This is a genomic window from Acinetobacter sp. AND/436, from assembly GCF_049546925.1.
GTDB classification, from domain to species: domain Bacteria; phylum Pseudomonadota; class Gammaproteobacteria; order Pseudomonadales; family Moraxellaceae; genus Acinetobacter; species Acinetobacter indicus.
This window is the reverse complement of sequence record NZ_JBMXBO010000026.1, coordinates 1-9,343: the sequence shown is the minus strand read 5'-3', so window position 1 is coordinate 9,343 and position 9,343 is coordinate 1. Positions and strand designations below refer to the sequence as shown.

General features: G+C 48.2%; 7 protein-coding genes. 2 read left to right on the top strand and 5 right to left on the bottom strand.

The genetic code is table 11. From position 1 onward, the window contains the following. The first annotated feature begins 220 nt into the window (after positions 1-220). Positions 221-1,570 carry an aromatic acid/H+ symport family MFS transporter gene (locus ACPEPR_RS13580; protein ID WP_016658670.1) on the top strand — a complete coding sequence of 450 codons (1,350 nt, stop codon included), beginning with the start codon at positions 221-223 and terminating at the stop codon, positions 1,568-1,570. A gap of 370 nt (positions 1,571-1,940) precedes the next feature. Beyond that, positions 1,941-3,107: a PQQ-dependent sugar dehydrogenase gene (locus ACPEPR_RS13575; RefSeq protein WP_168384457.1), complete on the top strand. Its 1,167-nt coding sequence runs from the start codon at positions 1,941-1,943 to the stop codon at positions 3,105-3,107. 503 nt (positions 3,108-3,610) lie between these two features. On the opposite strand, the gene ACPEPR_RS13570 is transcribed toward ACPEPR_RS13575, so the two are convergent. The 5 genes from ACPEPR_RS13570 to ribF form a co-directional block, all read right to left on the bottom strand. Continuing rightward, a complete protein-coding gene (locus ACPEPR_RS13570) occupies positions 3,611-4,153 on the bottom strand; it encodes an NADPH-dependent FMN reductase (protein WP_005181039.1) in 543 nt (180 codons plus the stop codon). Positions 4,154-4,292: 139 nt separating this feature from the next. Further along, entirely contained in the window at positions 4,293-4,775 is a 483-nt protein-coding gene (locus tag ACPEPR_RS13565; protein ID WP_005181033.1) for an FKBP-type peptidyl-prolyl cis-trans isomerase, read from the bottom strand. Further along, the gene (gene lspA / locus ACPEPR_RS13560; protein WP_005181030.1) at positions 4,768-5,307 is read right to left on the bottom strand and encodes a signal peptidase II; all 540 of its coding nucleotides are present in this window, start codon (positions 5,305-5,307) and stop codon (positions 4,768-4,770) included. The genes ACPEPR_RS13565 and lspA overlap by 8 nt, the downstream gene beginning before the upstream one ends. Beyond that, positions 5,300-8,146, bottom strand: coding sequence for an isoleucine--tRNA ligase (gene ileS, locus ACPEPR_RS13555; RefSeq protein WP_104472324.1), 2,847 nt, complete (start codon positions 8,144-8,146; stop codon positions 5,300-5,302). The genes lspA and ileS overlap by 8 nt, the downstream gene beginning before the upstream one ends. Positions 8,147-8,207: 61 nt before the next feature. Then, positions 8,208-9,212: a riboflavin biosynthesis protein RibF gene (gene ribF, locus ACPEPR_RS13550; RefSeq protein WP_016658673.1), complete on the bottom strand. Its 1,005-nt coding sequence runs from the start codon at positions 9,210-9,212 to the stop codon at positions 8,208-8,210. Positions 9,213-9,343 lie beyond the last annotated feature (131 nt).

Sequence of the window (9,343 nt, the reverse complement as noted above, 5' to 3'; positions counted from 1 at the left end):
TAAAGCAAAATAAAACTTATGTCTAATGAGAATAATATATAAAACTTTAATTATTAATAGGATTGTAGACTAATGTTCAATTCTTATTTTCTGTAAATTGTGTGAAAGTTGCACCATCTACTCCACTAGCAAAGTGTGGATGAAGAAGACTCGAAATGAGGGTCTTCATTATGGGTTGCTATGGAAGTTCACTGAAACACAGACTCACAGGAGGTGAGGAATGACACATCAAACTATTAACGTAAATGATGTCATTGATCACGCAAAATTTAAACCATTTCATTTTAATGTAGTGGCATGGTGTCTACTGATCATTTTATTTGATGGTTATGATTTAGCCATTAATGGTGTGGTATTGCCTTTATTAATGGACGAGTGGGGCTTAAGTGCGGTGCAAGCCGGTATGCTGGCCAGTACTGCATTGGCAGGGATGATGTTCGGTGCCATGATTTTCGGCTCGCTGGCCGACAAAATTGGCCGTAAAAAAGTCATCATGATCTGTATTGTGTTATTCAGTGGTCTGACCTTCGCTGGCGGTTTTGCTTCTAACCCAACAGAATTCGGTATTTTGCGCTTCCTGGCCGGTTTAGGGATTGGTGGGGTGATGCCTAACCTGGTGGCTTTAACCTCTGAATACGCGCCAAAGAACATGCGTAGTACGCTGGTGACCACCATGTTTAGTGGTTATGCAGTGGGTGGTGTGATGGCAGCATTATTGGGTGCCTGGTTAACCCCAAGCTTTGGCTGGGAAATCATGTTCTTTATTGCCGGTATTCCACTGTTGCTGTTGCCAATTATCTGGAAATTCCTGCCTGAATCGCTGATGTTTATTGTGAAAGAGAACAAGCAGGAACAGGCGCGTCCAATCATGGCCCGCTTGGCCCCAGAAGTGCAGATTAGCAATGAAACCAAATTTGAACTGCATCAGGTCGATGTGCCGGAAGCAGCCAACGTGGTAAGCCTGTTCAAACGTGGCCGTGCGTTAAACACCTTATTGTTCTGGTTAGCGTTCTTTACCTGCTTGCTGACCATGTACGCCTTAAGCAGCTGGTTGCCTAAACTGATGATGGCGGCAGGCTATTCAATGGACAACAGTCTGATGTTCATGATGGTGATGAACGTGGGTGCCGTGGTTGGTATTGTCGGCGGTGGTATTCTGGCTGACCGTTTCCATCTGAAACCGGTGTTGATGTTCCTGGGGATTATGGGCGCGATTGTGATGAGTCTGATGGGCTTCCAGTCAAACCAGTTCTTGCTGTACATCTTGGTATTCTTGGCGGGTGCGGCGTCAATCGGTTCACAAATGTTGCTGTATAGTTATGTGGCGCAATACTATCCACTGGCAGTACGTTCAACCGGAATTGGCTGGTCATCTGCAATTGGCCGTATGGGTGCGATTGTTGGACCAATCCTGATTGGTGGCTTACTCGGTATGAACCTGCCAGCACACTTCAACTTTATTGCTGTCGGTTTACCGGTATTGATTACCGCAATTGCCGTGGCGCTGATCATGAGTGAAGATGAAGCAGAACAGATTAAAGCAGGCAAAGCGGCGATTGCCAAAGCCTAATTGGTATTAAATGAAAAAAGCCTCCATAGATTGGGGGCTTTTTTTATGGCATTAAGAAAACAAAAACCACAGATAAAAAGAAACCCCATCATCCTGACGGGGTTTCTTCGTATTTCGTGCTTTAGGTATAACTCCTGTCGTACCTCACGATCCTGGTGCGCAAACTAATTATTGTTGTTTTCCGTTTGGGAAACGTCCTGTTTCCTGATGAATTTAGAATACGAAAATTCTGGGTTTGCTCCTAGCCTCAATTGTCTTCATTCGGTGTAAGCCAAAACGGACAAAGTCCGGCAGGTTACGCAAGTGTTCTTGGTCAAAACTGGCTTTGGGCTACAATCAAAGTATTGTCTGTTCTGTTTTAGGAAATGTCATGGCAAAACTACAACAATATTTGACCTGGCCTGCGGCATTGCTCATCGCAGGATTAACCACCGGATGTAATGCCCAGACCGAGCCTGCCAATTCAGCGAAAGCCGCCCAAAGCAGTGAAACTAGCAAGACCAGCCAGTCTTATCAGCTGGAACGGGTGGCGCGCTTACAGGAACCGTGGGCGATGGCTGAGCTGCCCGATGGCCGCTTGTTAATTACTGAAAAGCGTGGACGACTCAAATTATTTAACCCGAGCAATAAACTGCTGCTTGAGGTTAAAGGTGTCCCCAAAGTTGCCTATGGCGGGCAGGGCGGTTTGGGTGATGTCGCGCTGCATCCACAGTTTGCCCAGAATCGCTGGGTCTATTTAAGTTATGTGGAAGCCGGCACAGGCGGTTATGGCGCGGTGGTGGCGCGTGCCGAGCTGGATTTAAAAGATGCGGCTCAGCCACAATTGAAAAATGTACAGCAGATCTGGGTCCAAGTGCCGAAAGTTCCAGGGCAGGGGCATTATGCCCACCGGCTGTTATTTGATCAGGCCGGCTATTTGTGGGTCAGTTCGGGAGAGCGACAAAAGTTTGACCCGGCACAGGACCTGAATTCCAATTTAGGGAAAATCTTACGTTTAAATGCAGATGGTAGCGCTGCGCCAGATAATCCGTTCCGTGCTCAGGGCCAGATTGCGGCACAGGTATGGAGCCTGGGGCATCGGAATCCCTTAGGTATGGCATTTGACCCGGCGGGGCAGCTGTGGGTAATTGAGATGGGACCCAAAGGCGGAGATGAGCTGAACCGGATTGAAAAAGGCGCCAATTATGGCTATCCGATCGTGTCCAATGGCGATCATTATAGCGGTCAGCCAATTCCGGATCATGCGACCCGGCCAGAATTTAAAGCGCCGGAACTGGACTGGACCCCGGTCATTTCACCTTCGAGTTTAATCTTTTACCGTGGCGATCAGTTTCCACAGTGGAAAAATAAGGCCATTGCCGGAGGATTGTCATCGCAGGCGATTATTGTGATTGACACCCAGGCTCAACCGGTACGTGAAGTACAACGGCTGGACATGAAGCAGCGTATTCGCGGGGTGATTGAAGCGCGTGAAGGTCATTTATGGGTGATTGAAGATGGTAAAGGCGCCAGCTTGCTGAAAATGACAGCCAAATAATGAATTCACAGATAATAAAAAGCCCCGACATCCTGTCGGGGCTTTTTAGATTCAGTTCTCAGATATCACTCCTGTTATATCTGTGCGTGCATCCTGCATGCGGCTTATGATTATTGTTTTATGCAACGAGACCTCCTGTCCCGGTATGGTTTTAATATACGTCAGGCGATCAGAACCAACCAGCCGCAAAACCCGACAAGTACTGTACGCTCAGGCGTACAACAGCAATTGATTTAAAATAGCGCATCATCTACAAGAACCAGAACATAAAGGACTGAAATAAAAGAAGCCCGAACATCCTGTCCGGGCTTCTCTGGATTCATTATTCCGGTATAACTCCTGTCGTACCGATCAGCATCCTGCTGTTGTTGCTTTTATTGTTATTGTTTTGATTTAAGAGACCTCCTGTCTCTGTATGTGGGTACTATAAAATGAAAGCGCTCTGCGCCCTAGTCGCAGTTCACCACAGCTGCTGTAAGAAAATGCTTACAGGGCTGCTGGCATTATGAGCTGACATATTGAATCAGCTTGTCGACTACCTGTTTCAGGGTCTTGTCATCAAATTCATTCGGTTCAAAGCTTTCGCTACGGTTACGGCTAAAAATATCGCGGATTTCCACCACTGCATTGCTGTCAATCAGTCCCAGCTGGGTGCCGACCTGACGGATCTGGTCAATCGAGCGTGATCCATTGGTGGCACCATAGCCGATATAAGCCGCCGGTTTGCCTTGCCACTCTTTGCCCAGATAATCCAGCGCATTTTTCAAGGCCGGGCTATAGCCATGGTTATATTCGGGGCTGATAAAAATAAAGGCATCGCCCTGGGCAATTTTGTCGGCCCATTCCTGTTGACGCGGCTGGTCATAAATACCGCTTAGCGGCGGATTCGGACCGGCAAACAGGGGTAAATTCCATTCTTTTAAATCGACCAGCTCGGTCTGCACGGTACTAAAGTTATAGCTTTTAATAGCCTGCTGTACCCAGTGTGCGACTTTAATGGCGGTACGTCCCTCGCGTACACTGCCAACAATAATCTGAATATTCATGTTTTATCCTGTGTTGTTTTTGCTGTAGGGATCAAATTAACGTGAATTGCGTTAGCCTGAATAGAGTCAGTTTGTATCTGCCTCATGAAAATGGCATAAAAAAAAGCTCCCGAAGGAGCTTTTCAAAAATGTGGAACTTTTATTTCAGTTGAATGCCTTGCTGGCCCGCTGGGGTGACTTTAAAGATTTCCACTTCAAAGGTAATGTCTTTACCGGCCAGTGGATGGTTAAAGTCGACTTCGGTGATGTCATCATTGACCGATTTGACCACGCCATACAGGCTTTGTTTGGCCTTATCTTCAAACTCGATCATGTGGCCTTCAACCGGACGCTGTTCAAACTTGACGGTGTCAAAGGTTTGGACATTTTCCGGGTTCCATGGACCAAAAGCCTCTTCTGGTGGCAGGCTCACGGTACGACGGTCACCAGCACGCAAGCCAAACAGGGCTTTTTCAAAACCCGGTAACAGGCTGCCATCGCCCATCACCAGACTGACCGGTTCGGCACGGCTACGGGTATTGTCAATTTCCGGGCCGCTTTCAATGGCCACAGAAAAATGAAGTTCAACTTTAGAACCCGCTTCAATACGGGTGTCTTCGTTCGGATTGATAAATTCAGTCATGTTGCGCCTGCGCACGTTGAATACGGTGTTTTTCCAGGAAAAACGTATCAATAAGAAGCAAGATGGTGCCTAAGGTAATGGCACTATCTGCAATATTAAAGGCAGGGAAGTGGCTGTTGTTGTAGTAAACATGAATAAAGTCGACCACATAGCCCAAAGCGACCCGATCAATCAGGTTACCAATGGCCCCGCCCAGAATCAGGGCAATGGCCAGCGGTAATACCAGCATGTTCTTTGGCATACGCATCAGCCAGAACACAAAGATCACGGAGACCAAACCTGCCAGTGAGGTGAAGAAATAGCGTTGCCAGCCACCCGCATCGGACAAGAAACTAAAGGCTGCGCCATAGTTATGCAGTAATGTCCAATTTAAAAAGGGCAGCACAGGCACCGGATCTGCATAATTCAGATGGGTGACTGCAATCCATTTGGTCCATTGATCCAGAATAATCGCCACAATAGACAGTCCGATCCACCACAAATTGTGCGGATAGAACTGGAATAAGCCCTTTTTCGGTTGTGGATTAGGCATATTTTCTCTCTTCGCCTTGGCCTGTCGGGAGGTTAATAATACAACGACCACATAAACCTGGATGTGCAGGATGTGTATTCACATCTGGCAGGACGTGCCAGCAGCGTACACATTTCTCGCCATCTGCGGCAGAGACTTTCACGTTCAGACCGTCAAGATCAGAAGCTTCGCCTTGTGCTGCATCAAACTCATTCACAATCACCTGAGAAGTAATCAGGACAAAACGCAGTTCATCGCCCAGTTTATCCAGCACCGCTTTCAGCTCGGCATTGGCCCACAGCTCCACTTTGGCAGACAGGTTAGAACCGACAGTTTTTGCAGTACGCGCCGCTTCAATAAACTTGTTCACGGCAGATTTTACGGCAATTAAAGTCTGCCATTCGCTTTCAGCCAGCACGTTGGCTTCAGAGGCCACCGGCAGCTCATACCATTCAGCGGTGAATACATATTTCTCTGACTGCTCAGGAATCAGTGGCCACGCTTCTTGGGCAGTGAAGCTCAGGATTGGCGCCATCCAGCGTACAAAGGCCTGTACCAGGTGATACAGCGCAGTTTGTGCAGAATGACGCGCTTGCGAGTCCGCTTTGGTGGTGTACTGACGGTCTTTGATGATGTCGAGGTAGAAACCACCCAAGTCATTAATACAGAAGTTGGTCAAGGCGCTGGTGACGATATGGAAGTTCATATCTTCATAGGCTTTCTTGATGGTTTCTTGTACTTCAGACGCACGTTGCAGGATGTATTGATCCAGCGCAATCAGCTGATCCACCGGCAGGGCATCAGTCGATGGTTTAAAGCCGTTTAAATTGGCCAGCAAGAAACGCAGCGTGTTACGAATACGGCGGTAACCGTCTGAGGCACGGCTAAAGATTTCTTTACCGGCGGTCATTTCATAACGGTAATCCGCAGAGGCAATCCAGAAACGTAAGCCGTCTGCACCCATGTCTTTAATGATGTCTTGCGGGGTAATGATATTCCCGAGTGACTTCGACATTTTGCGGCCTTTTTCATCGACCACGAAACCATGCGTTAACAAGCCTTTGTATGGCGCACGTTCATTGATCGCAATCGAGGTCAGCAGTGAAGACTGGAACCAGCCACGGTGCTGATCCGAACCTTCAAGGTACAGATCGGCCGGATCTTGCAGCTCTTCACGTTCACGCAGCACGGCATAGTGGGTTGTACCCGAGTCAAACCAGACGTCTAAGGTGTCACGTACGGCGTTGTAGTGTTCAGCATCATCACCAATGAAGTCTTTGGCTTCACGGTTATACCAGCCATCAATACCTTCCTGTTCGATCAGTTTAGCCACTTCTTCGATCAGTTCAGGGGTGCGTGGATGCAGTTCGTTGGTGTCTTTATGCACGAAGAACGGGATTGGTACGCCCCAGGTACGCTGACGCGAAATACACCAGTCCGGACGGCCTTCGATCATTGCCTGAATCCGGTTTTTACCCCAATCTGGCACGAAGCTGATCTCGTTTTCAATTGCATTCAGGGCGCCTTGGCGTAAACCTTTGGCATCCATGCTGATAAACCATTGTGGTGTGGCACGGAAGATAATCGGGGTTTTATGACGCCAGCAGTGCGGATAGCTATGCTTGATTGGATGATGTGCCCACAATTTGTTGGCTTCGCCCAGCGCGGCAATAATTTGCGGATTGGCTTTATAAATATGTTCACCAGCAAAAATTGGCGCAGTCGGTAAATAGACACCGTTGCCGCCCACCGGGTTGTCGACTTTCAGGTTATATTGCAGGCCGACTTTATAGTCGTCTACACCGTGGCCTGGTGCAGTATGCACGGCACCTGTACCGCTGGCATCGGTGACGTGTTCACCCAGAATCACCGGCACTTGACGCTCAGTAATTAACGGATGTTGCAGCACCAGATTTTCCAGTTTGCTACCGGCAAACTCGGCCAGCACTTCAACCGAGCTGAAGCCATAACGCTGGGTCGCAGATTCTACCAGTGTTTTTGCCAGAATAAAGTTTTGCTCGGCCTGTTCTTCACCACGCGCCTTGACCAGTTGATATTCAAGTTCGGCATGTAATGCCACGGCTTGGTTGGCTGGCAGGGTCCATGGGGTGGTGGTCCAGATCACGATATCGGTTGAGTCTTTAACATCAACACCCAAACGTGCAGACAAATCAGCTAAGTCAACCACTGTAAAACCGACGTCAATTGCATCGGATTTTTTATCTTCATATTCAACTTCAGCTTCTGCCAGCGCTGAACCACAGTCCAGACACCAGTTCACTGGCTTCAGGCCTGGCTCGATATGACCGGCTTTGGCAATGGCACCCAGAGAACGGACAATATCTGCTTCCTGCTTGAAGTTCATGGTCAGGTATGGGTTGTTCCAGTCGCCGAACACGCCCATACGGATAAAGTCTTTCTTTTGTAGTTCGACCTGGGTGTAGGCATATTCACGGCAGGCTTTACGGAAGGTCGAAGCATCAACTTTGACGCCGACTTTGCCAACTTTTTCTTCAACTTTCAGTTCAATTGGAAGACCGTGACAGTCCCAGCCTGGCACATATGGCGCGTCAAAACCGTCCATGACACGACTTTTAATGATGATGTCTTTCAGGACCTTGTTGACCGCGTGACCAAGGTGGATTTGACCGTTTGCGTACGGAGGGCCGTCATGAAGCACATATTTTTTCTTGCCGATACGCGATGCACGAATCTGCTGATAAATGTCATCGGCATACCACTCTTCTAACCATTTCGCTTCACGTACTGCGAGGTTTGCTTTCATTGCAAAGTCAGTACCTGGGAGGTTCAGTGTGGCTTTATAGTCCACTGCATTTTCAGGAGTTTGCTTATCGCTCATGCAAGTTGTCTTCCAATTTAATCAGCCATTTGACTGACACGTTTTACAGTAAAAATGTGAGTTATTCAAAAGGGAATTTTGGGGTGCTGCGGCGAAACTCAAGCAGTTTCTCCACATCATCATCAATTCCAGCTTTTAAGGCTTCAAGCGAAGGATAGTCCTTTTCGCCATGTAAATAGTTTAAGAACGTCACCCGCATTAACAGGCCATACAGATTAGCAGAAACCTCGGGGAAATGTACTTCTAATCGCCATTCCGGATGGTCCTGTTTGATGGCCGGTCGGGTGCCGACATGACCGGCGCCAAACAGCGCGGTCGGGTCATAGCCGGCAATTCCCGGCTGGTTCGGATTCTCTGCCTGAACTTTGGCTTGTAAGGATTCAGTTTCACAGAGCACTTCCACGCCATAAATCCCGTTCAGGCAGGGTTTATGCCGGTTCAGACGGACATTAATGGTTGGAAAATCAATGGTCCGGCCAATCTGGTCGCCGTATTGTACCCGGCCAGTAATGCTATACGGGCGCCCCAGCAATTTGGCTGCCAGCGCTAAATTGCCGGCCTGCAAGGTCTGACGGATCCGGGTCGAGCTGACCCGTTCACCATCGGCCAGAATAGTGTTTAAGTTGGTGACCTGAAAGCCGTATTGCTGCAAAAACTCGCTATTGCCCTGACGGTTTTTGCCAAAATGGAAGTCATCACCCAGCACCAGACTGTGGGCATTGAGTTTGTATTTGAGTATGTCGGCAAAGGCTTCGGCGCTTAAGCTGCGGAAATAGTTATCGAATTTGGCAACTGCAATATAGTCTACGCCCAGCTCGGTTAAATATTCGACTTTTTCTCTCAAGGAGCTGATGCGCGGCGGTGCCTCATAGCCTTTAAAAAATTCCAGCGGCTGTGGCTCGAAAATCATCACCAGGGTTTTCAGCTGCTGGGCTGCTGCCAGCTGTTTTAGCTGGGCAATCATGGCCTGATGCCCCAAATGCACGCCGTCAAAATTACCAATGGTAACGGCAGTTTTTTCCAGTTGAAAATCAGGCGCTAAAGCATTCAGACGGAGGAGCTGCATGGGCAAAGAATGACGTTATACATTAAGAAAGGCTATATATTGCCATATTCTCACACATTCGTCTTGTTGTTCTGTTTTTATGCAAAATTTTTCTTGCTCATTTTTGACTGGTGCCACAGCACTGGCGGGTT